Source organism: Ruegeria sp. B10 (assembly GCF_056539825.1).
On record NZ_JBQFVP010000004.1, the window covers coordinates 60,648 to 86,112 of the forward strand.

15 protein-coding genes are annotated in these 25,465 nt (G+C 60.4%); 13 read left to right on the forward strand and 2 right to left on the reverse strand.

The window, feature by feature from the left end; all coding sequences use genetic code 11:
* Positions 1–24: 24 nt before the first annotated feature.
* Complete coding sequence (gene ubiA, locus ACR0J4_RS06640; RefSeq protein ID WP_170642720.1) at positions 25–987, reverse strand: 4-hydroxybenzoate octaprenyltransferase; 963 nt, start codon at positions 985–987, stop codon at positions 25–27.
* A gap of 12 nt (positions 988–999) precedes the next feature.
* Between ubiA and ACR0J4_RS06645 the strand changes: the two genes are divergently transcribed.
* From ACR0J4_RS06645 to ACR0J4_RS06705, 13 genes are all read left to right on the forward strand, one after another.
* Positions 1,000–1,725 carry a 16S rRNA (uracil(1498)-N(3))-methyltransferase gene (locus tag ACR0J4_RS06645; RefSeq protein WP_170553814.1) on the forward strand — a complete coding sequence of 242 codons (726 nt, stop codon included), beginning with the start codon at positions 1,000–1,002 and terminating at the stop codon, positions 1,723–1,725.
* A gap of 320 nt (positions 1,726–2,045) precedes the next feature.
* Positions 2,046–2,780 (forward strand): helix-turn-helix transcriptional regulator, encoded by a 735-nt coding sequence (locus tag ACR0J4_RS06650; protein ID WP_170559688.1) that lies wholly within the window; start codon positions 2,046–2,048, stop codon positions 2,778–2,780.
* Between the two features lie 138 nt (positions 2,781–2,918).
* Entirely contained in the window at positions 2,919–11,654 is an 8,736-nt protein-coding gene (locus ACR0J4_RS06655) for an Ig-like domain-containing protein (protein ID WP_170642721.1), read from the forward strand.
* A 17-nt stretch (positions 11,655–11,671) separates the two neighbouring features.
* Positions 11,672–12,430, forward strand: a complete 759-nt coding sequence (locus ACR0J4_RS06660; protein ID WP_170642722.1) for a SapC family protein — start codon at positions 11,672–11,674, stop codon at positions 12,428–12,430.
* Positions 12,427–13,743, forward strand: a complete 1,317-nt coding sequence (locus ACR0J4_RS06665) for a TolC family protein (protein WP_170747350.1) — start codon at positions 12,427–12,429, stop codon at positions 13,741–13,743. Before ACR0J4_RS06660 ends, ACR0J4_RS06665 begins: the two co-directional genes overlap by 4 nt.
* A 7-nt stretch (positions 13,744–13,750) precedes the next feature.
* The gene (locus ACR0J4_RS06670; RefSeq protein ID WP_170642724.1) at positions 13,751–15,871 is read left to right on the forward strand and encodes a type I secretion system permease/ATPase; all 2,121 of its coding nucleotides are present in this window, start codon (positions 13,751–13,753) and stop codon (positions 15,869–15,871) included.
* 2 nt (positions 15,872–15,873) lie between these two features.
* Positions 15,874–17,175, forward strand: coding sequence for an HlyD family type I secretion periplasmic adaptor subunit (locus tag ACR0J4_RS06675; RefSeq protein ID WP_170553796.1), 1,302 nt, complete (start codon positions 15,874–15,876; stop codon positions 17,173–17,175).
* 103 nt (positions 17,176–17,278) lie between these two features.
* The gene (locus ACR0J4_RS06680) at positions 17,279–17,806 is read left to right on the forward strand and encodes a hypothetical protein (protein ID WP_170481003.1); all 528 of its coding nucleotides are present in this window, start codon (positions 17,279–17,281) and stop codon (positions 17,804–17,806) included.
* A 65-nt stretch (positions 17,807–17,871) separates the two neighbouring features.
* On the forward strand, positions 17,872–19,242 hold the full coding sequence (locus tag ACR0J4_RS06685; protein WP_170642725.1) for a glutamate--cysteine ligase: 1,371 nt from the start codon (positions 17,872–17,874) through the stop codon (positions 19,240–19,242).
* A 70-nt stretch (positions 19,243–19,312) separates the two neighbouring features.
* Positions 19,313–20,386 carry a phenylalanine--tRNA ligase subunit alpha gene (pheS, locus tag ACR0J4_RS06690; protein ID WP_170642726.1) on the forward strand — a complete coding sequence of 358 codons (1,074 nt, stop codon included), beginning with the start codon at positions 19,313–19,315 and terminating at the stop codon, positions 20,384–20,386.
* Positions 20,387–20,754: 368 nt separating this feature from the next.
* Complete coding sequence (locus ACR0J4_RS06695) at positions 20,755–21,558, forward strand: prolyl oligopeptidase family serine peptidase (protein ID WP_170553787.1); 804 nt, start codon at positions 20,755–20,757, stop codon at positions 21,556–21,558.
* A 78-nt stretch (positions 21,559–21,636) separates the two neighbouring features.
* Complete coding sequence (gene pheT / locus ACR0J4_RS06700; RefSeq protein WP_170642727.1) at positions 21,637–24,033, forward strand: phenylalanine--tRNA ligase subunit beta; 2,397 nt, start codon at positions 21,637–21,639, stop codon at positions 24,031–24,033.
* Positions 24,034–24,113: 80 nt separating this feature from the next.
* Complete coding sequence (locus ACR0J4_RS06705; RefSeq protein WP_170379140.1) at positions 24,114–24,560, forward strand: YtoQ family protein; 447 nt, start codon at positions 24,114–24,116, stop codon at positions 24,558–24,560.
* 48 nt (positions 24,561–24,608) lie between these two features.
* Here ACR0J4_RS06705 and ACR0J4_RS06710 read toward each other — a convergent pair whose 3' ends face one another.
* Positions 24,609–25,307 (reverse strand): glutathione S-transferase N-terminal domain-containing protein, encoded by a 699-nt coding sequence (locus ACR0J4_RS06710; protein WP_170469198.1) that lies wholly within the window; start codon positions 25,305–25,307, stop codon positions 24,609–24,611.
* Positions 25,308–25,465: the final 158 nt, after the last annotated feature.

Consider the following 25,465-nt stretch of genomic DNA (forward strand, 5'->3'; position numbering starts at 1 on the left):
ACAGGCCCCGGCGCGCAGGTGCAATCAGAGCAGCAGCGCGACGCAGAGGAAGATCAGCGGAATTAGGCCGGTATCCCGGTTCGACCGGAACAGCATCAGAAGTTTGGCATTGTCCTCGATGTTCAGATTGCGCAGCTGCCATAGCATATGCCAGCCCATGGCCCATGGTCCGCCCAACGCAATCGTGACAATCCAGAACGGCGAATCCGGCACGCCTGCGTCGATGATCGCCAGCCCCATCAGCGAGACCGTGGCGATCAGAAAATACTTCAGCCATCTGGCCGTATCCGCCCCGAACAACCGCGCCGTGGATTTGACACCGATCAGCGCGTCGTCCTCGGTATCCTGATGCGCATAGATCGTGTCATAGAACAGCGTCCACGCGATACCCGCCAGATATAGCATGACCGCAGGCCAGCCCAGCGATCCGGTATGGGCCACCCAGGCCAGCAGCGCCCCCCAGTTGAAGGCCAGTCCCAGAAACACCTGCGGCCACCATGTGAAGCGTTTTGCGAAGGGATAGAGGGCAACCGGCACTAGCGACAGGACGCCCATGAGGATAGCGCCTGTATTGAAGCTGAGCAGAATCGCCAGAGATACCAGCGCCTGCAGACCCATCCAGATCACGGCTTGCCGCACGCTGACCTGACCCGATGGGATCGGGCGGGATTTTGTGCGTTCGACCTGCGCGTCGAAATGGCGGTCGGTGATGTCGTTCCACGTGCATCCCGCGCCGCGCATCAAAAAGGCGCCTATAGCACAGCCGATCGCGATCCATGCATCCTCCAGCCGCGGCGTGCCATCGCCCAGGATCGCAAGCACCAGCCCCCACCAGCAAGGGATCAGCAACAGCCACGTTCCGACCGGCCGGTCCGCCCGGCTCAGCCGCAGGTAGGGGCGGGTGAAGGCGGGCGCGCGGGTGTCCACCCAATTGCCGGTGACAGCATCAGCGACCTGACCGTCTGGTGTTGGAGCATTGCCTTGCATATGTAGGGTCTCATGAGTGCGAAGATCAGACTGTATGTAGAGCAGCCCTTGGGTCAGGGGCAATCGGTTCCTTTGACGCGTGAGCAGGCGCATTACTTGTTTGGCGTGATGCGGCAATCCGTCGGCGCGCAGATTGCGCTGTTCAATGGCCGGGATGGCGAATGGCTGGCCGAAGTCTCTGAGGCGGGCAAGCGCGGCGGCGTTCTGTCCTGCCTGCAGCAGACCAAGCCTTTGCAACTGCCACCGGATTTGTGGTTCCTGTTTGCACCGATCAAGAAGGCGCGCACGGATTTCATTGTCGAGAAGGCTGCAGAAATGGGGGCCGCGCGCATTCTACCTGTGCAGACAGACTACACAAACTCCGAGCGTATCCGGCAGGACCGACTTCAGGCGCATGCGGTCGAGGCCGCCGAACAATGCGGCGGTACCTTTGTGCCCGAGGTCGCGGATCTGCAAAAACTGGACCGCGTGCTGGATACTTGGCCTCAGGATCGGCAATTGATGTTCTGCAATGAGGCCGAGGTCGGTTCAGCGCTACGATTGGCCGCTCAGGAGCAAGGCCATCCATGGGCCATTCTGATTGGCCCCGAAGGAGGGTTTTCGGACCAAGAACGCGCCCGTTTGACCGCACTGCCCTTCGCACATGTGGTTAGCCTCGGCCCGCGAATCCTACGCGCTGATACAGCGGCGGTGGCTGCATTGACCATGTGGCAGCAGGCCTTGGGGGATTGGCTTTAGCCAAGTTTAATTTCGGCTATTCTCCCGGGATTGCAAACAATAGGCCCATTTTGAATGCAATTGTACTTTAAGTAAGTGCAATCCGACAAAAACGATCGCCGAAGAGCGCTTTTTCTGAAACCGTTTTCAAGTGTTGAGGCGCAGCTCTCAATGCGACATCAATCATATGAATGTTTGAAGGCCTAGATCTCAGGCCAAGCCTTTGAAAGTAAACTGCCTCTTCAGTGTCCGAAAAGCATCAAAATGTTGACTAAATTTTAATTTCTCTATTTCTTGATTTAATGTGAACTTAACAAGTGAAGTGGACGCCGCTGGTCGTCATGAAAAACGCGCTGATTGATTTCGTTGATGCTTTGGCCGGACTCACCTCTGCAGAAGACCGATGGAATGAAGCTGTCGCGCAGTCTCAGAAACAGGGTATTGAGGCGATCCTGGTCGGTGAGGCCGACGGGATAAAAAAGCAGATCTTCTGGATGAACACCAACATGCCAGAAGACTGGATCACCGAGTATCTCGAAGAAGACTACATGTCGGTGGACGCCATGCTCGAGACATTGGCCTGGCAGAACGAATACCACATTGTTGAATCCGGCCAGATGAAACGCGTTGATGCGCGATCTGACAAGGAATACGCCCTGGACCACGGGTTGAAGTCTGCCGGCCTGGCCTCATTGATCGGGTCTCGCTTTGGCGAGCCTGGGCGGCGCGGGGTCTATGTGACGCTTTGTTCTAGCGACAGTATGAAAGCTGCGCATAACAACAGTGCCGTCGATTTGACGATGCTGTCGGCCTTGCTGGCCACTTCCATTACAGAACCCATTCACTCACCAGCAAATCTGAAGTTAAAAGCAATGACCCAGGTCCTTTCACAACGTCAGCAAGAAGTATTGGAGTTGCTGGCCAACGGGTGTCAGACGGCCCGCATCGCCGAGCGTCTCAACATCAGCGAAGCTGCTGTGAACAAGCATTTCTCACTGGCACGCAAGGCGTTGGGCGCGTCTACCCGTGAACAGGCGCTCGCCATAGCTTTGAAAGAAAACCTAATTAACTTGTGAAGGTATAAATATCTCTACCTTGGGCGAACGTCGCCTGTTTCCTAGAGTGCAGTAGCAAATTTTCGCCGACGAATAGTCGGGGTCCGTTTTTGGCCCCGCTTTACCAGTATTTTCGATGGAGCCACCTCTCACATGAATATGCAGTCGCAATTGACAGGCCGTCTGGCCCGCACGCCTTCGTTCTCTCTATCTACCGTTGAGCTGCGCGGTGTCTCAGCCGAATTCGACCAGTCCATTAAAACGCTGCCTGCATCGTTGGCGCAACCCGTGCGGGTTCCCACCGATACCAAGGGGCGTGGCGACTTTCTCAAGCAACTGGCGGCAAAATCAGCCGCGAAGCTGGCTGCGGGTGGTGCCGCGCTGATCCTTGTGTTGCTGAGTACAGAGTCAGCCCAAGCGCAATCATCGGACGTGTCTCTGCGTACATTGGACGGTGTGAAGTCCATTGAGGTTCTGCCCGATGGAACCGCCGAGGTCACGCTGGAAAACGGGGCTGTCATGCGCCTGCCTGCGGGTAGCTTCACCGTGTCTGGCAGCGAGGTTCTGGTCTCTGAGGCGGTCGCGCTGCAGATGACAGAAGCCGCAGCCGCGGGTGGAGGTGTGTCCGGGGGAACGCTGGCCGCAGTCGGCGGAGGGCTTGCCTTGGCCGGAGCCGCCGGTGGTGGCGGAGGCGGCGGTGGCAGCAGCGTTGGAGGTGGCTCGGGATCGACAACCGCCCCTACCACGGGTACGGTTGTTGATGGCTATCTGGTCAACGCCACCGTCTTTCAGGATTTGAACGGCAACGCGATTTTTGACGCAGGTGAGCCAAATACAACCACCGATGCGCAGGGCAACTATTCGATCACCTTGGATCCCTCCAACCCGACGGCCAAGATCGTGTCGATTGGTGGTACGGATTCCTCGACGGGCCAAGCGTTCACGGGCACTCTGACTGCCCCGGCGGGTTCAACCGTCATCACCCCGCTGACCACACTTGTCCAGAGCCTTGTCGAAGCCAGCGCCGACAGCGACACGCCACTGACCGCAGCTGAAGCGAATGAGCAACTGGCCGCCGCGCTGGGTTTGGGCAGCGATACCAACCTGCTGGAACTTGACCCGGTCGAAGAGATTGAAAACGCCAGCGACCCCTCGGATGCAGCAGCTTTTGCGGCGGCCGCTCAGGTTGCCGCAATCATCTCGGCGGCGGCTGCAACGCAGGATGACGCCCAAGGCAGTTCGGACGCCTCCGAGGCCGTGGCCGCATCGCTCGCACAACAGTTGCTGGACGCGGCAGCTGGCTCCGGGGATCCTGATCCATCGGCGGTTCTGAGCGACGCAGATGCGATTGCCGAAGCGCTGGAAGAGGCCGAAGTTGAATCTGATGAGGCCAGCGCGATCGCGAATGGTGTTCAGGCCCTGAACGAGAACATTGATGAAGCCGTAGCAAACGCTGACCCCGGTGATCTTGATGGCCTGCAAAACGAGATCGTGGCCAACCAGGAAGTTGCGCAGGGGACGCTTGTCGATCTGGTGGAATCCGGTGATATCGTCACGACTGACCCTGCTGATCTAGCTGACGAGGCTGACGCAATTGTTCCACTGCAACCAGTTGTTGCGTCTGAGGATTTCTTGGGTACTTACGGCCCGTCAAATCTGGATAGCGCCCCGGTCGTATCGGGCACTGGTCGCCCCGGTAGTCTTGTCCGGGTGACCTTCAGCGATGGCGATGACGCGACAGTTGATGTCAGCCGAACTACGACAGTTGATGGTGCAGGCAATTGGCTGCTCACATTTGTCGCCGCTGATTTCCCCACAGCAAGCGGGGCTTATACGGTTGAGGTCGCCGCCGCGCCTTTGGGCTCGTCTGTGTTCACAGTTCCGGCGGTCTCGGGGGGCAGCTTTGATGTTGACCTTACGCCACCGGCGGCACCTGTCGTAGATACTGTGTCCAGCGACGACGCTCTGGAATTGGAAGAACGCGAGTCGGACCTGACAGTGTCAGGCACCGCCGAGGTGGGCGCAACTGTTTCCGTGACAATCGGCGGGGTGATTCTGACGGATACGGCCGCCGCAGATGGCTCGTTCAGTGTCACCTTTGATGCCAGCGACATTCCCGCTGATGACTTTACCATCAGCGCCGATGCGGCTGACAGCCTGGGCAACACCAGCCCCGCTGCTGATCGTGGCGTTACGGTCGAGCCTGAGGCGAATCTGGACCCGACCATTGATCCGGTCTCGGGCACGCTGGGGTCTGCGGAACTGGCATCGGGCCTGACGGTCACCGGCACAGGCCGCGCAGGCAGCACAATCACAGTGTCCATCGACGGCGAGGATCAGAGCACAACCGTTGGCGGTGGCGGTACGTGGAGCGCTACATTTGCCGAGGCAGATCTGCCGGATTCAAGTGGCGACTATTCTGTTTCTGCCGTGGCGACCCTGCCGCCGACCTCGTTCACCAGCGGGCCGGTTGATGGCGGAGGGTTTTCGGTTGATTTGACAGCCCCCGATGCACCGTCGATCGACACCGTAGCGGGCGACAATGCGCTGGAGCTTGAGGAGCAGGGCGCTGACTTGACCATCACCGGTACTGCCGAGGCAGGCGCGACAGTTGAGGTCACCGTCAACGGCGTGGTTGAAACTGTGGTTGCGGATGCGGGCGGCGCGTTCTCGGTCACTTTTGACACGGCGGATGTGCCCAGCGCCGATTTCTCGGTAAGCGCCACGGCGACGGACCCGCTGGGCAATGAAAGCAGCGCGGCGACGCAACCCGTCACGGTCGAGCCGGTCTCGGCCCTGACGCCCACAATCACGCCGGTTTCGGGCACGTTTGGCCCAACCGAACTGGCCGCAGGGCTGGTGGTGTCCGGTACGGGCCGCGCGGGCAGCACCGTGACCGTGGATATTGACGGCGTCACGCAGGACGCAACCGTCGATGGCGACGGCAACTGGACAACCACCTTTGCAGAGGCCGATTTGCCGGACGCGACGGGGGACTATTCGGTCTCTGCTACGGCAACCTTGGCAGGCACGTCCTTCTCCAGCGGTTCGGTCTCGGGCGGTGGGTTCTCGGTCGATCTGGACGCCGCAGCCGCGCCTGTTCTGGATGCGGTCGCAGGCAACAACGCCATTGAACTGGAGGAAAGCGGCTCGGCCCTGACCGTGACCGGCACCACCGATGAAGGCGCGACGGTTGAGGTCACAATCGGGGGCGTCACCCTGACAGATGTGGCCGGTTTGGGCGGCGTGTTCAGCGTCACCTTCGATGCCGCTGACGTTCCGACCTCGGACTTCTCCATCAGCGCTGTGGCGTCGGATGATCTGGGCAATGCCAGCGCCTCGGCGACGCAGGCGATCTCGGTCGAGCCGGTCTCGGCCCTGACCCCGACCGTTGATCCGGTCTCGGGTGTCCTGGGTGCGGACGATTTGGCAGCCGGCCTGACGGTCACCGGGACAGGCCGCGCTGGCAGCACGGTCACCGTGACGATTGATGCTGAGGATCAGGAGGCCGTCGTGGACGGCGACGGCAACTGGAGCGTCACCTTCGCCGAGGCAGACCTGCCTGCGACGACGGGCGACTACGCGGTGTCTGCCGTGGCGACCTTGCCTCCAACCGCGTTCACCAGCGGATCGGTTGATGGCGGCGGGTTCTCGGTCGATGTGACCGCGCCCGATGCGCCGGTGATTGACAGCGTCGCGGGCGACAACGCTCTGGACCTGGAAGAGCAGGGCGGAGACCTGACCATCATCGGCACCGCCGAGGCCTTCGCCTCGGTAGAGGTAGAGATCAACGGGGTCGTGGAAACCACCGTCGCCGACGATGGTGGCGTGTTCTCGGTAACCTTTGCAGCGGCGGATGTACCGGACGCGGATTTCTCGGTCAGCGCAACGGCCACGGACGCGGCAGGCAATACCGGTGACGAGGCCACTCAGGCCGTGACGGTTGAGCCGATTTCGACCCTGACGCCCACAATCACCCCGGTCTCGGGCACGTTTGGCCCGACCGAACTGGCCGCCGGGCTGGTGGTATCTGGCATGGGCCGTTTGGGCAGCACCGTCACCGTAACGATCGATGGTCAGGATCAGCAGGCCGTCGTTGACCCCGATGGCAGCTGGAGTGTGACCTTCGCTGAGGCAGATCTGCCGGACTCCAGCGGCGACTATTCGGTGTCTGCCGTGGCAACTCTGCCGCCGACCTCTCTGTCCAGCGGGTCGGTTGATGGCGGCGGTTTCTCGGTTGACGTAACCGCACCTGACGCGCCGCTTCTGGACGCGGTCGCTGGTGACAATTTCATCGACCCGTCCGAGCAAGCCGATGATCTGGTCATCTCGGGCACGGCCGAGGCGTTCAGCACCGTCACCGTCACAATCGGCGCGGACTCCGAGCAGGCGACGGCTGACGTGAATGGTGATTTCTCGGTTACTTTCGCCGCTGCGGATGTTCCAACCTCGAATTTCCAGGTCACTGCGGTCGCCGTAGATGCGCTGGGCAATACCAGCGTGGCAACAGATCGGTCGGTTCTGGTGGGTGCGGTTGGTCAGACGATCACCGGCACCAACGGCGATGATGAGCTGTCGGGCACACCCGGTGACGACACGATCAACCCCGAAGGCAATGATGGCGAGGCTGGTGGTCTCGATATCATCAACGGCTCTCTGGGAGATGATGAGATCGACCTGAGCACATCCGGCGGCACCAGCTTTGTTGAGTTGAACTACGCCGCGCTGGACGGCCCGATCGACGTGACACTGGACTATGCCAACAACACGGGCTCGGTGGACAAAGGCGCTGATGGTACCGACACGCTGATCAGCCCCGAAACTCCGGGTGAGGCGTTCGGGATCGGCCTTGTTGGGACGCAGGGCGACGACACATTTACTGTCGTTCAGGACGGTGTCGAGACATGGGCGGGCATCTTCTACGAAGGCGGTGATGACACTGTCAACGTGACATTGGACACCGGCATTGTACGTGTGAACGCAGTGACCAAGGACCCTGCGGATGAAGATGTCACGGCGGATCTGACCACGGGCGATATCACTTTCGCAAGCGGCTCGATTGATCTGAACGTATCCGGTTCCGGCGGTCAGATTGAGCTGGAAACCGGCGACGGTGATGACAGTGTGACTGGCTCTGACGCGGATGAGCGTTTCATTCTGGGCGCAGGCACTGACACGCTGGATGCGGGCGGTGGGTTCGACCTTGTGCGCTATGACCGTGCTGTCGTGACCGATGGTGTGACAGTCAACCTGCAAACCGGGGTCGCAACCGGTATTTGGGACGGTCAGGCCTTTACCCATAGTCTGTCTAACGTTGAGCGCGTGCGCGGTTCACGCACGGGCGACGACATGCTGACGGCGGCTGATACCGGCTCGCGGCTTGAGGGGCGCGGCGGCGACGATACGCTCGTCGGCGGTGCTGGCGATGATCTGCTGATCGGTGGTGATGGAGCGGATACGTTCTTTGTCGGACGTGGCAACGACACCATTCAGGACTATCAGGGCGACGCCATCGACACAATCGAGCTAGACCCTGCCTATACCGAGGCTGAAATTGACGCTGCTGTTGCGGCGGCGGTGCAAGATGGCGATGCGGTGGTGGTTACTTTCGCCTCGACCGGCGCAACGCTCCGGCTGGAGGGCTGGACGGTTGCCGAGCTACAGGCCGAAAATGCAGGTGGGGGTTCCGACATTATCGGCACGTTTGGTGATGATGTTCTGGACGGCACCGCTGGTGACGACTTCATCGACCCGCAGGGCAATGATGATGGGTTTGACCTCATCAACGCCTCGACTGGAGATGATGAGATCGACTTCTCGAACTCGGGTGGTGAAAGCTTTGTCGAGCTGAATTATTCAGTGCTAGACGGCCCGATCACGGCCTCGATCGACTATGCCAACAATACGGGCTTTGTCGACAAGGGCGCGGACGGGTTCGACTCGCTGACCAACCCCAACACAACCGGGGAATCTCTTGGTATCGGTCTTGTCGGAACCGCTGGCAATGACACCTACAATATCACGCAGGGTACTGGCTTTTCGTGGGCTGGGATTGTTTATGCCGGTGGCAATGACGTGATCAATGCCAGCCTGAACGAAGGTATCGTCCGTGTCGATACAAGTGGTGAGGCGACCACGGCCGATCTTTCGACTGGCCTGATCAGCTTTGCTAGCGGAAGCATCCAATTGAATGCGACAGGCTCTGGCGGTCGGATAGAGCTGCGGACATTTGACGAAGACGATTTCATCACCGGTTCGGACGCGGATGAGCGTTTCATTTTGGGTGCAGGGACCGACACGCTTGATGGTGGCGCAGGTTTTGACACCGTGCGCTATGACCGTGGTGATGTGACGACGGGTGTGACCGTGAACCTTGCCACCGGGATCGCGACCGGCTTGTGGGATGGTCAGGCTTTTGAACACAGCTTGTCCAATGTCGAAGCGGTGCGCGGTTCTCGGACAGGAGATGACACCCTGACAGCGGCGGATACGGACGCGTTCCTGGATGGTCGCGGTGGCAATGACACGATCACTGGCGGTGCGGGTGAGGATATCCTCATCGGCGGCGAGGGTGATGATACGTTGCAGGGCAACGCTGGCGAAGACTTGTTCATCGTTGGACGTGGTAATGACATCATTCGCGACTTTGAGGCCGGGATCGACGACATCGAACTGGACAACACTGCCACAGATGAAGAGGTCGCTCTGGCCGTGCAAAACGCCGAGCAGATCGGCGATGATGTCAGGATTACCCTGCCGGATGGCGCGACGATCCTGTTCGAAGACTGGACGGTTGCTAACTTCCAGCAGGAATACGCGGATCGCTTTGCGGTCAATCCGATCATCGGAACAGACGGTCCGGACGTTATCGACGGGACAGACGGCAATGACTTCATCAACCCGCTCTCCAGCGGGGATGGAGATGACGTTATCAACGGCTCTCCCGGGGATGATGAGTTTTTTCTGTCAAACGTGGACAGTGAGAGCTTTGTCGAGCTGCGCTATGGCGGACTGACCGGACCGATCGAGGCCTTCGTTGATTTTGCCAACAACAATGGTGTGGTCAACAAGGGCGGCGATGGCGTGGATACCATTACCGATCCGCTTGCAGCCGGCGAAGCCTTTGGCCTGGGGATCTCCAGCACCTCTGGGGATGACACGATCAACATCACTCAGGGCAGCGGTTTCTCGTGGTTCGGAGCATTTTATGCGGGCGGCAATGACACCATTAACGCCAATCTGAACTCGGGCATAATCCGTATTGATACTGGCGGTGGCGCGACGACAGCAAACCTCGATACGGGCGACATCACCTTTGCCGGTGGGTCCATTGACCTGAACGTGACAGGCTCGGGTGGCCGGATTGAACTGCGGACATTTGACGAAAGTGACAACGTGACAGGTTCTGACAGAGACGAACGTTTCATTTTGGGCGCTGGTACTGATATTCTGGATGCGGCAGGCGGATATGACGTCGTGCGATATGATCGTGGCGACGTAACGACTGGCGTGACCGTGAACCTCGCAACAGGGATCGCGACCGGTACATGGGACGGTCAGGCATTTACTCACACCCTGTCGAATGTGGAAGAAGTTCGCGGCTCACGTACCGGCGACGACACACTGACGGCGGCCGATACCGGCTCGGTCCTCGAAGGGCGCGGCGGTGTAGACACCTATACGGGCGGTGCGTCCGAGGACATCTTCATTGTGGGTGAGGGTCATGATGTCGTCTACAATTTCGATATCGACGTCGATCAACTACAAGCTCGGAGTGGTGCCTTTGAATTCGGGCTGCCGGACTATGAGGATGTCATCTTCGACGGTCAGCCGTCCCTGCGCTTCAACCTCAGCCCTGACGACTCTGTCACACTGGTCGGATGGCGCGCACAGGACCTTGAAAACTCGATCGCGGAGGAGCTTCTGTCGCTGACACCCGGGCGGATGAACAATCCGGCCACGCTGACAGTCGCTGGCGCGGGGAACCTTGCTCTTATCGCGTCGGACATCACCGAGTTCCTGCAGACGCAATCGACGACCGAGTTCACATTCTTCGAAGTTGGTGCGGCGGAAAACTACGCCTTGTCGGTCACTGGCAGCGGGTTGTCCTTGTCAGGTACGCCCGGCAACGAGGTTCTGTCCGGCACGGTCGACGCAGCTACCCTGACTTTGGATGGCAGCCCGGTTTGGTCACTGACGGATCTTGGAATTCCGTTTGCAGACTTTGCTGCAATGCTCGACAGCGCCACGAATGAAGGGGCGATCGACTACTCGCTCGGCATCGGAAATCGTGATCTAATCGTTGTCGCAGACGATGCGGCGCAGGATATCCGTATCGAAGGCGTCGATCATTGGATTGAGGCGGGCGGCGGCGATGATGCCGTGACCTTCAACGGTGGCGGCAACGCAGCCATCATCCTCGGGGGTGGCGATGACACGGTTGATATCGCGGGAAGCACCCCAGCAGATGACCGTGCATTCATCTATATCGACCCAGCCGACTCGGGTACCAATGTGATCAACGGCTTCCGCTTCACCGATAGCGAAGATTCCGGTGACCGCATTGTGGTCGAAGAAGATCTGGCGGTGTTCTCGATCGCTTGGGAGGTCGACGATGCGACCAATCAGGGGGATCTGGACTCGATTGCGGCAACATTTGATCCGATTGGACCGGGCGAATACGCTCTGTTCTTCGATCAAAGCGGCAACGCGGTGTTGCAGGATCTGATCGAAGGTGGCGCACCGGGGGCGAACTATACGCTGGGCGACACCATCGCGAGCTTCACGAATGCGGATGTCAGCGGGCTTTCGGGCAGCAACCTTGGCGGGTACAATATCGACGGCTTCCTGCAATATTCTGAGATCGATCTGCCACCCGCGTCCGAGCTGGTTTAACACCCCGGAGGGTGCCCATGACTTCACCCGTCGCGATCACGCCGCGACCCCTGACACACAAGGACTGCGCCGGTTTACACTGGCGCAGTCCTTCCGATTTCGGTTTACTTGATCATGTGCCCTCGGTTCTGGTCGGGGCGTCGGAACTGTCCTCGGTAACGCTTGAGATGCCCTGGTATTTTGCGCAGGCCAACGGCAAGTGGTACGCGCTTGCGCCCTTGCGTTCGGACGCCGGGCTGAAATTCAACCATGTGCCGTTCTTGCTACGCATGTATCCGTTCACCCTTCTATCGGACGCGGACAGTTTCGTGCTTGGCATCTGGCAAGACCCTGACTGTATCGGCGAAACCGGGCACCCGATTTACGATGGTGCGCAATTGCACCCGAGGTTAGAGCCGGTTGCCAACGCGTTCTCTCGTTTTGTCAAAGGCTTGGATGCGCTGCGTAAAATCGGTGCTGCGTTGCATGAGGCGGGTATTCTGCAACCGACCCCGCAGCAAGCCAGTGACACGGGCCAGCTGTTCCAAACGGATGAGGACGCCCTGCGCGCTCTGCCAGCAGATACCCTGTCTGAACTTGCGAAATCCGGTGCGCTGGGGGCGGCATATGCGCAGTTATTGTCACGCACGCATTTAAAAAGAACGGCAAGGCCCGAGGTTGCTTCCCAACCGCAAAATACTCCTGTAACGCGAGAAGAAGACCGCGCCTTTCTGGATGCATTGACCGATGATCTTCTGGACGGCGCTGAACTAAAACCAGGAGCGTTGGCACCATGAAGACTTGGTTGTCGGTTGTGATGACCACACTTGTTTTGGCGGGGTGCAGTGAGGATTTGCAGGGCACGCATTCGTTCGACCCTGCAGCCGAACCCGCCGCGCAGCCTGCGGCGGCGCAAAGCAACCTGAAGGGTAGCGTCGCGCGCACGGACTTTGCCGAACTGGTGCGCAGATCTGTCGCCACGTCGCCGACGACTGCGGCTGGAACCGCCAATGTTCTGGCCTCGCAATCCCGGATCGAGGCCGAAAGGGGTGCGTTCCGACCCCAGCTAAACGCCGAAACCTCTCTGACCTCTGACGGGGATACGGTTCCGATCCTGAGGCTGAGCCAGATCATCTATGACGGCGGCAAGGTTTCAGGCCGTGTCGGGCTGCGCCAGATCGAGGCGCGTCAGACCTGGTTGAGCGAGCTGTCAGAGCTGAGCGCTCAGAGCTTTGAGGCGATTGAGGCCATCATTGACCTTGACCGCAACCGTCGTCTTGAAGATCAGGCCCGACAAAACCTTGAACGCACCGAGGCGTTGGTCAGCGATTTGCAATCCCGGTTCGATGCCGGTGCCGGATCGGTGGCGGATCTGCTGGCGGGTCAGGGCCGCCAGTCCAATGCAGAAACCGAGCTGGCGCAGGCCGAAACAGATGTCGAACTGGCAACCGCCACCTGGATCGAAGTGTTCGGCAGCCGCCCGAGTGCCATTCCAACCATCCCTCCGGCACCGGTTCTGGCGGGCACAACCTCGCAGGCTATGGTCGAACGCAGCCCGCGACTACGAACACAGGTCGCCGTCAGTGAGGTACGCCAGCAAGAGGTTGTCGTGGCCGAGCGCGCGACGCGCCCGACCCTGTCCGCGATCCTTGAGACCGACTTCAACGAAGGCAGTATCGACAATGGGGCGCAGGCCCGTCTGGGTGTGAATGTCCCGATCTATCAGGGTGGCTCGGCCCGCGCCAATGTGGAAACGGCAAGGGCCAATCTGCAGCAAAGTGAGGCCGATGCAGAAGAGCTGCGCCGCGAATTGCAGCGCAATCTGTCTCAGGCTCTAGAAGAGACGAACTCGATCCAGCGACGACTTGCGACGGCCCGCCGTGCGGTCGAGATCAACGAACAGGCACTTGATGCAGCGCGGGGGCAGTTCAACATCGGACGGTCGACCATCGTGCAGATTCTGGATGCTCTGCGCGAGCTGAACCTGGCTCAGGTCCGGGTCATCCAGCTTGAGGCACAGGCGCGCCGGGCTGAATATGCGGTGCTTGCGGTGACAGGCGATATTCTGGATGCGCTGGGCGTCGCACAACCGACTGATCCAACCTTGTGATATTCCCATGACCCCAACCGCCACAGACCCGCTGATCACCCATCTTCAGCTTTTGACAGAGCGGTTGGGCCACGGGCTGTCCGAAGCGGATCTGTTTCGCGTTTTCAAAAGCAGCAGTGAGGCTTACGCGGTCAAAGACGCGGTTAGCGCGCTTGAAGCGGCGGGCTACAAGGCTGATTTTGGTAAGGCACGCTTGCTCAAGCTCGACCCGATCCTGTTCCCGGTCCTGGCTTTCGATGCGGATGGGGTGCCGTTTGTGGTGCTCGACCGCGAAGACAAGGACCGCTTTCTTGTCATAGATGCCAGCAGCGGATCCGCTGAGCCTCAGATCTGGCGGCGCAAGGAAAAGCGCATTGCCAAAGCGCGCTGGATCCTGCGCGCCTCACGCGCCCGCCGCTCGGACGAGGATCGAACGACCCCGCAAGGCCATTGGTTCTGGTCGGCGTTCAGCGATCTGCGTGGCGTGTATGTTCAGATCATCCTGGCGGCGATGGTGACCAGTATTCTGGGGCTGGCGACCTCATTGTTCACGATGGTTGTCTATGACCGCATCCTGCCGAATGAGGCCGTGGACAGCCTGTTGGCGCTGGTCGCCGGGGTCGGGTTCGCGCTGCTGTTCGACTTTTTGATCAAGAACCTGCGGTCGCGCTTTATCGATACGGCCGGAAAGCGCGCGGATATGAAGATTGCCGAGCGTCTCTTCAACCAACTCATGGCGCTGAAGATGAAGGCGCGGGGCGGGCAGAACGGGCGCATGGCCTCAATCCTGCGGGATTTTGAGGTGGTGCGGGATTTCTTCACCTCGGCCTCTCTGGTCGCGCTGGTCGATCTGCCGTTCCTGCTGGTGTTTATCGGGGTGATTTGGGCCATCGGCGGCCCGCTGGCGCTGGTCCCGGCGATTGCGGTGCCGATTACTCTGCTGTCCGGCCTGCTGGCGCAGCCGTTCCTCAGCCGCTATGCGCGCGAATCCAGTGTTGATGGGCAGACCAAACAATCGGTTCTGATGGAAACCCTGACGGGGATGGAGACGCTCAAGACCACCGGAGCGGAACCGGTCATGCGCGCTCGCTGGGACGATACGGTGCGGGCGCAAGCGGACAGTTCCGGCAAGACGCGGTTGGTGTCTCAGGGCACGGTGAACCTGACGCTTCTGGTGCAGCAGATCGCGCAGGTCGCCATCGTGTTCTATGGCGTTTTCCTGATACGGGACGGGGTGATCTCGATGGGCGCGCTGATCGCCTGTGTGATCCTGACGGGCAAGACATTGGCCCCCCTGTCGCAATTGGCACAGGTGCTAACGCGGCTGAATCAGGCGCGGGTCGCCTATGGCCAGATCGACGCGCTGATGCAGCAGGAGGTCGAGCGTGAGGCCGGTCGCCGCTATCTGTCGCGCCGCACGATCGCGGGGCAGATCGAATTCAAAGGCGTCAGCTTTGCCTATGATGAGGCGTTGGGTTCGATCCTCAAGGATATCGACCTGTCCATCAAGCCCGGTGAGAAGGTTGCCATTCTCGGCCCTGTTGGGTCGGGCAAAAGCACTCTGGCGCGCCTTATTCTGGGCCTCTACGAACCCGATGACGGCGCGGTTCTGCTGGACGGTCTGGATGCACGCGCCGTGGATCCTGCGGACAAGACGCGCAATATCGGGGCGGTGTTGCAGGATTGCTGGCTGTTCTCGGGCACGTTGCGCGAAAACATCATCGCCGGGCGGTTTGGTGTGACGGATGATGAGGCTCATAGCAAGGCCGCCATCTCGCTGGCCGATCGGATCGCGGCGGCGCATCCACATGGCTATGACATGCAGGTGCATGAGGGCGGCGCAGGTGTGTCCGGCGGGCAGCGTCAGGCGGTGGCCATCGCGCGGGCGCTAATCGGCGATCCGCCGACGCTTGTGATGGACGAGCCGACCTCGGGCATGGATGTGCAGACGGAATCGCAGGTGATCGAAAACCTGAAAGGCTGGCTGTCGGAGGACCGGACGCTGGTGCTGGTGACGCACAGAACCAGCCTGTTGCAACTGGTGGACCGGGTGATTGTTCTGAACGGCGGCAAAGTCACCTATGACGGCAGCAAGGACGATATGCTGGTCCGCAACCGCCCGGCGGCACGCGCCGTGAAGGAGGCGTAAGGATGGCCGGGGCAGATTTCACCGCAACAGCGCGTGAGCTGCGCGGCAGGCGTGGTGCCGCCGGTGGCCTGATCCTGCTGTCGGTCGTGACCTTGCTGGCCGTTGTGCTGACCTGGGCCTATTTCACCGAGATCGACGATGTAACGCGGGCCGAGGCGCGCGTGGTGCCTTCGCAGCTTGTGCAGGTGGTTCAGGCGGCGGAAACCGGCACCATTACCGAGATCAACATCCGCGTCGGCGACACGGTTGAGGCCGGGGATGTCCTTATGAGGTTCGACCCCGCGCTGTTGCGGGCCGAACTGGACACCGCCGTATCCGAGGCCACTGCCCTGCGCCTGCGCCGCGCCCGGCTTGAGGCGCAGATTGCCGGAGAGCCGTTCGACATGCCTGATCGTGAGGGCGTCGAGGGGAAACTGCTCGACGCGGAACGGGATCTGTTCCTGGCCATGGAAGCGCATCTGACCGCCGATCTTGAGGTTCTGGACGCCCGGCGCGAGATCAAGTTGGCCGAGATCGAGGCCGCCCGGATCAGCAAGGATGTGAACAATGAGACCATCGGCCTGCTGGAGGAAGAGATCGGCGTGATCCAGCCTCTGGTCGAGCGTCGGATCGAAAGCCCCATCGCCATGATCGACCTGCGCCGGGAACTCAGCCGCCAGAACGGGCAGTTGAGTGACGCCGGAAACCGCATCCTGATGGCGCAGGCTGCCCTGACCGAGATCGACAGCCAGATCGTTGCCCGCAAGCGGGAGTTTCGCTCCATCGCGAATAGGGAATTGACCGAAACTCAGGCCGGGCTCGCCGCGCTTGAAACGCGTATTCCCGCGCTGCAGGCCCGATTGGCGCGGGCGGAAATCCGTGCCCCGGCGCGCGGGGAGGTCAATCAGGTGCTGATCTCGACGCTGGGCGGAGTGGCGCAGCAAGGCCAGACCGTGGCCGAGATCGTGCCCTTTGGCGACACCGTCACGGTCGAGGCCTACGTGGCCCCCGATGACATCGCTTTCATCCGGCCCGATCAGGATGTGAAGGTCCGTATCACGGCCTATGATGCTTCGCGCTATGGCGCGCTGGATGGGCGGGTGACACGGATCGGCGCGGATACGATTCTGGCCCCGGATGGGGAAACCTCGGTCTATGTGGTCGAGATCCAGTTGGACGGCTCTCTGACCGATGCGGATGGGCAAAAACTGGAGGTGATCCCGGGCATGGTCGCGCAGGTCGATATGCTGTCCGAGCCGAAGACGGTGCTGGAGTACCTGACCAAACCGGTAATCCGTGTCAAAGACCGCGCCTTCCGGGATTAGTCCGGGAAACGAAACCCCCTCTTGAACTATGCGCCGCTTGGCCCGATTTTGAGGGGGCTGGGGATTGCCCAACACGTCCAAGCGCTGAAACAGGAACACCGATATGAGTTTCATTCGACCCGAAGCCAAATTGGCCCTCTGGCGCTGGCGCGAGGTTGTCGCTGCCGGTTTTGTTTTGGTTCTGGGCCTCAGCTGGGTCAGTGGACCCGGCGGTCTGCTGGGCGTTCTGGGCTGGGTACTGGTGGCCGTCGCAGTCGCTCTGACCGTGATCGGCGTGCAGCGTGCCCGCTTTCGCACCGGTGCAGGCGGGCAGGGCGTCGTCAGCGTCGATGAGGGGCAGATCACCTATCTCGGCCCGCTGGATGGCGGCATGGTGGCAACGCGCGAGATTGAGCGACTCGCGCTTGATCCGACTTCAAGCCCGGCGCATTGGGTGCTGGACCAACCGGGGCAACCAACGCTTCACATTCCTGTGAATGCAGAAGGGGCCGAGGCGCTGTTCGATGTGTTCTCAGCACTACCGGGGTTGAAAACGCAACAGATGCTGGCCGAACTCCACGGCGGGTCGCGCCATCCGGTGGTGATCTGGGAAAAAACCTCCTCGCGCCCGGCCCACCTTCGGCTGCATTGACACTGGCGCGGTTTGCGCTCAGGACTGACCGATAAGACAGACACATCAGGATCGGAGATCGGTTCATGTCCATCCCTCAGTCCGGCGGCGGTCCGATCGAGCGCCACGAGCAATTGGCCGAATATCTGGAATCGGGCTGCAAGCCCAAGGCCGATTGGCGTATCGGGACCGAGCATGAGAAGTTCGGCTATTGCAAAGACACCCTCAAACCGCTGCCTTTCGAAGGCAAACGGTCCATTGTTGCGGTGCTTGAAGGGTTACGCGACCGCCATGGCTGGGCCGAGGTGCGCGAAGCGGGCCACCTGATCGGTCTTGAAAAAGACGGCGCGAATGTCAGCCTTGAACCTGGCGGCGCGCTGGAACTGTCGGGCGCTCCGCTCGAGACGATCCACGAGACCTGCGATGAGGTGAACACCCACCTGCGCGAGGTGAAGGATATCGCCGACGAGATCGGCGTGGGCTTCATCGGTCTGGGCGCTGCTCCGATCTGGACCCACGAAGAGATGCCGCTGATGCCCAAGGGGCGCTATCGGTTGATGAACGACTACATGGAAGAAGTCGGCACCATGGGCCGTGCCATGATGCGCCGGACATGCACGGTTCAGGTCAATATCGACTTTGGGTCTGAGGCCGACATGGTGCAGAAACTGCGCGTGGCGCTGGCGCTGCAACCGGTGGCGACGGCACTGTTTGCCAATTCGCCATTCTTTGAGGGCAAGGTGAACGGCCAGAAAAGCTGGCGCAGCCACATCTGGCGGCATCTGGACGATGCGCGCACCGGCATGCTGCCTTTCGTGTTCGAAGAGGGCTTCGGGTTCGAGCGCTACGTTCAATACGCGCTCGATGTGCCGATGTATTTTGTCTATCGCGACGGCCAGTATATCAACGCGCTGGGCATGTCCTTCCGCGACTTCCTGAAGGGCGAGCTACCCGCGCTGCCGGGTGAGACACCGACCCTGTCCGATTGGGCCGACCACCTGACCACGGCCTTCCCTGAAGCACGGATCAAGAAATTCATGGAGATGCGCGGTGCCGATGGTGGCCCGTGGCGTCGTCTGTGCGCGCTGCCGGCCTTCTGGGTGGGCCTGACCTATGACCAAACCGCGTTGGATGCGGCGTGGGATCTGGTCAAAACCTGGGATGCTGAAACCCGCGAGGAATTGCGTGTTCAGGCGGCGGTCAAAGGCCTGCAGGCCCAGGTCGGCGACATCAACATGCACGATCTGGCGCGTGAGGTCGTGGCGATCTCCGAGGCCGGTCTGAAAGCCCGTGCTTTCCCCGGTGCTGGCGGTCTGGTCCCGGATGAAACGCATTTCCTGAACGCGTTGAAGGAAAGCATCGACAGCGGCAAGGTGCCCGCCGATGAGTTGCTGGAACACTACAATGGCGACTGGAACGGCGACCTGACCCGGATTTTCCCCGAATACAGCTATTGATCCACCCGGTCCCGCTTGCATTCGCGGGGCTGGCCCGATAGCAGGTTGGCGACCAAATTCAGAGGGCGTCATGGACGATCTTAAGGCAAAATATCTGGGCCAAATCGCCGAGGCCGGCGACGAGAACGCGCTTGAGGCGATCCGCGTCGCTGCCGTGGGCAAAAAAGGCGAGGTCGCGCTGAAGATGCGCGAGCTGGGCAAGATGACGCCCGAAGAACGTCAGGTCGCAGGCCCGGCGCTGAACGCCCTGAAGGATGAGATCAACTCGGCGCTGGTCGCTAAAAAGGCTGCTCTAGCCGATGCTGCGCTGGATGAGCGTCTGCGCACCGAATGGCTGGACGTCACCCTGCCGACCCGCGCGCGCCGTGAGGGCTCGATTCATCCGATCAGCCAGGCGACCGAGGAACTGACCGCGATTTTTGCCGAACTGGGCTTTGCCGTGGCTGAAGGTCCTCGGATCGAGGACGACTGGTATAACTTTGACGCGCTGAACATCCCCGGTCACCACCCCGCGCGGGCCGAGATGGACACGTTCTACATGCATCGTGGCGAGGGCGATGATCGCCCGCCGCATGTGCTGCGGACGCATACCTCTCCGGTGCAGATCCGCTCGATGGAGAAGCAGGGCGCGCCGATCCGCGTGATCTGTCCGGGCGGTGTGTACCGTGCCGACTATGACCAGACCCATACGCCGATGTTCCATCAGGTCGAGGGGCTGGCCATCGACAAAGACATTTCGATGGCGAACCTGAAATGGGTTTTGGAGGAGTTCGTGAAGGCCTTCTTTGAGGTCGACGATGTCGAACTGCGCTTCCGCGCCTCGCACTTCCCCTTCACCGAACCTTCGGCCGAGGTCGATATTCGCTGTTCCTGGGATAACGGCCAGCTGAAGATCGGCGAGGGTGACGACTGGATGGAGATCCTCGGCTCCGGCATGGTCCACCCCAAGGTGATCGCTGCTGGTGGGATTGATCCAGAGATCTACCAAGGCTTTGCGTTCGGGATTGGGATCGACCGTCTGGCGATGCTGAAATATGGCATTCCGGATTTGCGGGCGTTCTTTGATTCTGACCTGCGCTGGTTGCGGCACTATGGCTTTGCGGCGCTGGATATGCCGAACCTGCATGGTGGTTTGTCGCGGTAAGTGTATCCGCTGGGCGTTTATCTGGCTCGCTACTTCGATTGGTGGAGTGAGCGAATAACGAGCGCTCCGGTGCGGTGGGTCTTAGCTTTATTTATTGGTCCTGTCGTGTTGTCTTTGGCCCCCACCATGCCAGCGTTTGAGATCACCTTAGCGCTACTAGGCTTTGCGCTTATTGTTTTTGTCTATCCTGGTCTGTTGGTCGGGTACGTCCGTTATGGAATCCAATTTCGGCAAGAGCGCGAAGAACTAGAGCAGATTAAAAAAGTGCAGGTAGCGATTAAGCAGACTAAAGCCCAAAGCGCGGCTTGTTACAGCTTCCCACAGTGTTGTGACGTGACAGTTGGCATCAGGCGGCTAGGCTCCGGCCTATGATCTATCGACTGCTTCTTCTGCTGCTTACCGCAACCCCGGCACTCGCCATGGGGCCTTGGAAATCCGATTGTCATGCCGATACGGCCTGTGAGGTCGGCGACCGCTCGTACCATGTGCTGGAGCCTGAGGGGTGGGACGGCGAAACACCTCTGCCGGTGTTGCTGCATTTCCACGGCTGGGCGCGGCAGGGGACCGTGGTGGTGAACCATCAGCGGATTGCGGGCGCGACCAAGCTGCGGGGCGTGCTGCTGGTGGCCCCGAACGGGTTGGGTAAAAGCTGGGATTTCTGGACCTCGGACACCGGCGACGTGCCCTTCGCCGACCGGGTTTTGGAGGATGTGGCCAAGCGCTATCCGATTGATCCCGAACGCATCTATGTCTCGGGCTATTCTTTCGGCGGCGCGATGGCGTGGCGCTATGTCTGCCAGTCAGGCAATGACGTCGCCGCCCTGCTGGCCGTTGCGGGCAGCATTCGCCAGACCGAGGACTGCCCGGAAGGCCCGCGGGAGGCGCGCCATGTGCATGGTCTCAGCGATACGGTGATGGATTTTCCCTATGGCGAGAATGGCGACACGACCTATCCGGTGGCCCTGTGGCGCGCGAAATACGACTGCCACAATGCCACCCCGCGCGGGGATTGGAGCGTGGTGCCGATCCTGACCCTCAGCCGGGTGGAATGGACCGATTGCGCGCAGGGGCAGGTGGTGCTGGATACCCATCCCGGCGGGCATTTCATCCCCCATGGCTGGATCGGGCGGCAATTGGACGAGCTTTTGGGCCGCACCCCCACCTATCCGTGACCTGCAGCGCTTGCACCTTGGCGCAATCTTTGCCATTGCCTGTGCCGACTGGATATCTGCCAAAAAAGGCCCCGAGCAATGAAATTCACTCTGTCCTGGCTGAAAGACCACCTCGACACCGATGCGTCGGTTGATGAGATCACTGAGGCGCTGACCGATCTTGGCCTTGAGGTCGAAGAGGTCGTGAACCCGGCGGACCGTCTGGCGGGCTTTACGCTAGGCCATGTGAAACATGCCGAGAAACACCCCGACGCCGACAAACTGCGCGTCTGCACGGTGGCGACGGATGAGGGCGATTTGCAGATCATCTGCGGCGCCCCAAACGCGCGCGAAGGCATTACGGTCGTTGTCTGCAAGCCGGGCATGTATATCCCCGGTCTGGATATCACCATCAGCGTCGGCAAGATCCGGGGCGTTGAGAGCTTTGGCATGATGGCCTCGGAGCGCGAGCTGGAGCTGTCGGATGAACATGACGGCATCATCGAACTGCCTTCGGGTGAGGTTGGCGACACGTTCGTCGACTGGCTGGCCGAGAATGAACCCTCGAAAGTCGACCCGATGATCGAGATTGCGATCACCCCGAACCGCCCGGATGCGTTGGGAGTTGCAGGTATTGCGCGGGATCTGGCTGCGCGCGGCGTTGGCACGCTGAAAAAGCGCGCCTATGCGCCAGTGCCGGGCGATTTCGACAGCCCAATCAAAGTGACAATTGACGAGGATACGCTGGACGGCGCGCCGCATTTCACCGGCCGTCTGATCCGTGGCGTGAAGAATGGTCCCAGCCCGCAGTGGTTGCAGGATCAGTTGAAGGCAATTGGTCTGCGTCCGATCTCGGCCCTAGTCGATATCACAAACTACATGACCTACGACCAGAACCGCCCGCTGCACGTGTTTGACGCGGACAAGGTACAGGGCAACCTGCGCGTTCACCGTGCCAAGGGCGGTGAGAAACTGGTGGCGCTGGATGAGAAAGAATACACGCTGCAACCCGGCATGATGGTGATCTCGGACGACAACGGGCCTGAATCCATCGCCGGTATCATGGGCGGTGAGGAAACTGGTTGTACTGACGAGACCGTGAACGTCTTCCTCGAAAGCGCGTTCTGGGATCACGTGCAAATCGCACTGACCGGTCGTGCGCTCAAGATCAACTCGGACGCGCGCTATCGGTTCGAGCGTGGGATCGATCCGGAATACACGCTGGAAGGGTTGGAGCAGGCGACGCAGATGATCCTGGATATCTGCGGCGGTGAGGTTTCCAAAGTGGTTGAGGCCGGCAGGGCTCCGAACCATGCGCGCGCCTACAAGCTGGACGCGGCGCGTGTGCAGTCTCTGGTCGGGATGGATATTCCCGAAAGCGAGCAGCGCCAGACCCTGACGCGTCTGGGCTTCCGTCTGGAAGGCGAGATGGCGCATGTGCCCAGCTGGCGTCCAGATGTCATGGGTGAGGCCGATCTGGTGGAAGAGGTCGCGCGGATCGCGTCTTTGACTAAGCTGCAGGGCAAGCCCTTGCCGCGCGTGACCGATGGCATTCCCAAGCCCGTAATGACCCCGACACAGCGTCGTCAGTCGATGGCGCGACGTACCTGTGCCGCGTTGGGGTATAACGAATGCGTCTCATATACCTTCATCGATCAGGCCTCGGCCGCGCTGTTTGGCGGCGGAGATGACGCGACGCGTCTGGAAAACCCGATCTCGTCCGAGATGAGTCATATGCGCCCCGATCTGCTACCCAGCCTGCTGCAAGCGGCGGCGCGCAATCAGGCGCGCGGCTATGCCGACGTGGCCTTGTTCGAGGTCGGCCCGGTCTTCCATGACGGCGAGCCGGGTGATCAGAAGACACAGATTTCCGGCTTGCTGGTTGGCCGTAACGGTCCCAAAGACGTCCACGGCGCGTCCCGCCCGGTTGATCTTTTTGATGCCAAAGCGGATGCCGAGGCGGTTCTGGCCGCGATCGGCGCACCCGCCAAGGTTCAGATCCTGCGCGACGGTGACGCCTGGTGGCATCCGGGTCGTCACGGCAAGATCTGCCTCGGCCCGAAAAAGGTTCTGGGCGTGTTTGGTGAGTTGCACCCGCGCATCCTTCAGGCGATGGATATCAAGGGTCCGGCAATGGCGTTCACCATCTGGCCGGATGAGGTGCCTCTGCCGCGCAAATCAGGCGCAACCCGCGCCGCGCTGGAACTGCGCGATCTACAAGCGGTCGAGCGTGACTTTGCCTTTGTGGTTGACGATACTGTCGAAGCTCTGACCTTGGTGAATGCTGCGGCGGGGGCCGATAAGGCCCTGATCGAAGACGTTCGCGTTTTTGATGAGTTCATCGGAGGTAGCCTGGGTGAGGGCAAGAAATCTCTGGCCATCACTGTGCGTTTGCAGCCAAAAGAGGCGACGTTGAAGGAAAAGGATATCGAGGCCGTGGCAGACAAGATCATTGCCAAGGTGTCAAAAGCCACAGGCGGCGTTCTGCGCGGCTAAGGGTGATCCACCCTCGGTCACAAGATTTTTAGAAAGATGAAGGGGCGAATGCGCCCCTTTTTCATGGGAGGAAACGCAAGATGTTGAAAGTTTATCTTTCTGGTGAGATTCACACCGATTGGCGCGAGCAGATCATTTCGGGTGCTGAGGGGCTGGATGTCACGTTCAGTAGCCCAGTGACCGATCACGCGGCCAGTGATGATTGTGGTGTCGCCGTCTTGGGCGCAGAGCCGAACAAGTATTGGCACGACCACAAGGGAGCGATGGTGAACGCGATCCGGACGCGTAAGGGAATCTCGGATGCGGATGTTGTGGTTGTCCGGTTCGGTGACAAATACAAGCAGTGGAACGCTGCCTTTGACGCAGGCTACGCGGCTGCGTTGGGCAAGTCGATCATTGTGCTGCACGGCCCCGATCATCAGCACGCGTTGAAAGAGGTCGATGCCGCCGCGCTGGCAGTTGCGGAGGAACCGCGCCAGGTGGTGGAGATCCTGCGCTATGTTCTGACCGGCGCACTGCCGGGCTAGGTTGCCAAAAGGGCTTGCGCGCCGGGATGGTCGCAAGCCCTTTTGGTGTCAATCGCGGGCGGGTGTCACCAAGCCTTTTTGCACGGCGGGGCGGTCAAGGAACCGATCTAGATAGGCGGTGAGATTGGCGTGGTCATCCCACCCAACGACCTCTTTAGCGCCATAGAAATCCAGCCCGCGCAGCCAGGGTGCGATGGCCATATCGGCGATCGAGTAGTCTCCGGCGATCCAGTCCTGACCCTCGAGTTCCTGGTTTAGGACGTTTAGCAGGCGCTTGGCTTCGTTGATATAGCGCTCGCGCGGGCGGGGGTCTTCGATCTCGCTGCCGGCGAATTTGTAGAAAAAGCCCAATTGTCCGAGCATCGGCCCAAGGCCACCCATCTGGAACATCAGCCATTGCGTGATGCGATGCTTGTCGGTGGCGGATTGGCCAATGAATTGCCCGGTTTTCTCGGCCAGATAGAGCAGGATCGCGCCACTCTCGAACACGCCAATGGGGGTGCTATCCGGGCCATTGGGGTCAATGATCGCGGGGATCTTGTTGTTGGGGTTTAGCGACAGAAACTCGGGGCTTTTGACATCGGCATCGGCCAGGGTAACCTTGTGCGCCTCATAAGGCAGGCCGGTTTCTTCCAGCATGATCGAGGCTTTGACCCCGTTGGGTGTCGGGAAGGAATAAAGCTGAAGGCGATCGGGGTGTTGCGGCGGCCATTTGGCCATGATCGGGAAAGAGGCGGTGTCCAGCATGCGAAAGCTCCTGTTCGGGCAGTTCCATTCGAGTTAGGCACGGAGTCGTGTATTTGTCAGCCCCCCAAGCTGTGCAGTGTAGGTCACCCGTTGTTTGCTGGCGAACAATGGGGAAAACTGCCGAAACTCGCACCTAGACCGATTTGCGTTTTTCACTC

Excerpts from the sequence above, each read along its gene's own strand:
- ubiA (WP_170642720.1), bottom strand. The coding sequence starts at position 987 with ATGCAAGGCAATGCTCCAACACCAGACGGTCAGGTCGCTGATGCTGTC.
- ACR0J4_RS06645 (WP_170553814.1), top strand. The coding sequence starts at position 1,000 with ATGAGTGCGAAGATCAGACTGTATGTAGAGCAGCCCTTGGGTCAGGGG.
- ACR0J4_RS06650 (WP_170559688.1), top strand. The coding sequence starts at position 2,046 with ATGAAAAACGCGCTGATTGATTTCGTTGATGCTTTGGCCGGACTCACC.
- ACR0J4_RS06655 (WP_170642721.1), top strand. The coding sequence starts at position 2,919 with ATGCAGTCGCAATTGACAGGCCGTCTGGCCCGCACGCCTTCGTTCTCT.
- ACR0J4_RS06660 (WP_170642722.1), top strand. The coding sequence starts at position 11,672 with ATGACTTCACCCGTCGCGATCACGCCGCGACCCCTGACACACAAGGAC.
- ACR0J4_RS06665 (WP_170747350.1), top strand. The coding sequence starts at position 12,427 with ATGAAGACTTGGTTGTCGGTTGTGATGACCACACTTGTTTTGGCGGGG.
- ACR0J4_RS06670 (WP_170642724.1), top strand. The coding sequence starts at position 13,751 with ATGACCCCAACCGCCACAGACCCGCTGATCACCCATCTTCAGCTTTTG.
- ACR0J4_RS06675 (WP_170553796.1), top strand. The coding sequence starts at position 15,874 with ATGGCCGGGGCAGATTTCACCGCAACAGCGCGTGAGCTGCGCGGCAGG.
- ACR0J4_RS06680 (WP_170481003.1), top strand. The coding sequence starts at position 17,279 with ATGAGTTTCATTCGACCCGAAGCCAAATTGGCCCTCTGGCGCTGGCGC.
- ACR0J4_RS06685 (WP_170642725.1), top strand. The coding sequence starts at position 17,872 with ATGTCCATCCCTCAGTCCGGCGGCGGTCCGATCGAGCGCCACGAGCAA.
- pheS (WP_170642726.1), top strand. The coding sequence starts at position 19,313 with ATGGACGATCTTAAGGCAAAATATCTGGGCCAAATCGCCGAGGCCGGC.
- ACR0J4_RS06695 (WP_170553787.1), top strand. The coding sequence starts at position 20,755 with ATGATCTATCGACTGCTTCTTCTGCTGCTTACCGCAACCCCGGCACTC.
- pheT (WP_170642727.1), top strand. The coding sequence starts at position 21,637 with ATGAAATTCACTCTGTCCTGGCTGAAAGACCACCTCGACACCGATGCG.
- ACR0J4_RS06705 (WP_170379140.1), top strand. The coding sequence starts at position 24,114 with ATGTTGAAAGTTTATCTTTCTGGTGAGATTCACACCGATTGGCGCGAG.
- ACR0J4_RS06710 (WP_170469198.1), bottom strand. The coding sequence starts at position 25,307 with ATGCTGGACACCGCCTCTTTCCCGATCATGGCCAAATGGCCGCCGCAA.